The organism is Pseudomonas sp. P4_C3 (assembly GCF_056402075.1).
The window spans coordinates 1-1,576 of record NZ_JBFUIC010000579.1; the positions used below are offsets into that span (position 1 = coordinate 1).

At 54.0% G+C, this 1,576-nt stretch carries 2 protein-coding genes; both read left to right on the forward strand.

Going from position 1 to position 1,576, the window contains the following annotated elements:
- Positions 1-313: 313 nt before the first annotated feature.
- Positions 314-1,207, forward strand: coding sequence for a dihydrodipicolinate synthase family protein (locus AC1DVH_RS30845; protein WP_477756977.1), 894 nt, complete (start codon positions 314-316; stop codon positions 1,205-1,207).
- 151 nt (positions 1,208-1,358) lie between these two features.
- A partial coding sequence (locus tag AC1DVH_RS30850) for an FMN-binding negative transcriptional regulator (protein ID WP_477756978.1) occupies positions 1,359-1,576 on the forward strand: 218 nt, incomplete at its 3' end.

Sequence of the window (1,576 nt, forward strand, 5' to 3'; positions counted from 1 at the left end):
CTGATAGAAGGCCTGCAACTGATGATGCCAGGCGCTCAGATTGAGAGTGTGCTTATCGGTCCAGGTGCCAATTAGTAAATAAGCGAGAGGGTACGGGCTGCTTGTGGGGATGCATACGGGGTTATGTCCAATCTCGCCTCGCACGCAGCCTTTTTTATCGGTGGCAATCATGCCCCCCACATCACTTTGGAAAAGCCTGCAGCTGAATCGAAGAAATCTCCATGGTGCATGGAGTCGATTACTGAGCGATGTATGCTTCGGAGTCCGTCCTGTGGTCATCTAATTGCAGAATCACACAATGGAGTCCTGAACTATGTTTACCGGTCTTAGTGCATTTCCTTTGACGCCAATGAATGAGCGGGGTGTGGATGAAGGAGCATTTGCTCGCCTTGTGGAGCAACTGGTGGCTGCGAAAGTGGATTCTATCGGTGCGCTCGGATCTACAGGARACTATGTGTACCTTTCTCGGATTGAACGCTCACGAGTCACGCAGTTGGCAGTAGAGGCAGCCGGGAATGTTCCCGTCATGGTAAGCATAGGATCGCTGCGTACACGTGATGTGCTGTTGCTGGCAGAAGATGCGCAAAAGGYGGGAGTCAAAGCATTGTTGCTGCCCCCCGTTTCCTATCAGAAGCTATCAGCTGAAGATGTTTTTTCGCTGTACGAAACGGTCATCGCCAACATCTCCGTCCCGCTATGCGTCTATGACAACCCCGGCACCACCCATTTCGAATTTACTGATGAGCTTCACGGGCGTATTGCCCGCCTGCCGAATGTGCACTCGATCAAGATCCCTGGCGTTCCCGAAGCACCAGATCAGGCCAGGGCACGAGTCGATCGCCTTCGGGCACTGATTCCGGAGCACGTAACGATCGGGGTAAGCGGGGATGCATTTGCTGCTACTGGATTGAATGCAGGCTGTGAGGTCTGGTACTCCGTCATTGGGGGCTTGTTCCCAAAAACGGCCCTGGCAATCACGCGTGCTGCGTTGTCGGGTAACGCCAAAGAAGCGACTCGCCTTTCCGAATCTTTGAAGCATCTATGGGCCCTCTTTACACAATTTGGGGGAAGCTTCCGCGTTGTTGCAACGGCGGCCGAGCTTCGTGGATTCACCCACTCTCCGAGCGTGCCATTGCCACTCAGAACCATAAGTGGAGCAGGGCGTCAGCAAATTGCTGCGGTGATCGACGAGCTCGAACTGAGCTGAGCAGTAAGTGCTGCGAACGCATCCGAAACGCCAAGCTGCATCTTTACAATGATACAGCTCAGCAGGCGCGGTAGGGCCGATGTTGAGTCGGCTTTGACCGGCGCAGTGGCCCCAATGTTGAGCGAGCAGATCAGTTATAGGAGCAAAGTGAATGTACATCCCCCCTCAGTTCGAAGAGTCTCGTGTTGGCGTTTTGCAAGAAGTCATTATGCGAAATCCGCTTGGGTCACTTGTCAYTTGTTCGGGTGATGGGATTGACGCCAATCACCTACCTTTTGAACTTGTACTCCGCAGCGGAGCGCTTGGGGTGCTGCAGGCGCATGTGGCGCGGAATAATCCCCTATGGCATGAAGTCGCCCAGGGCAGCGA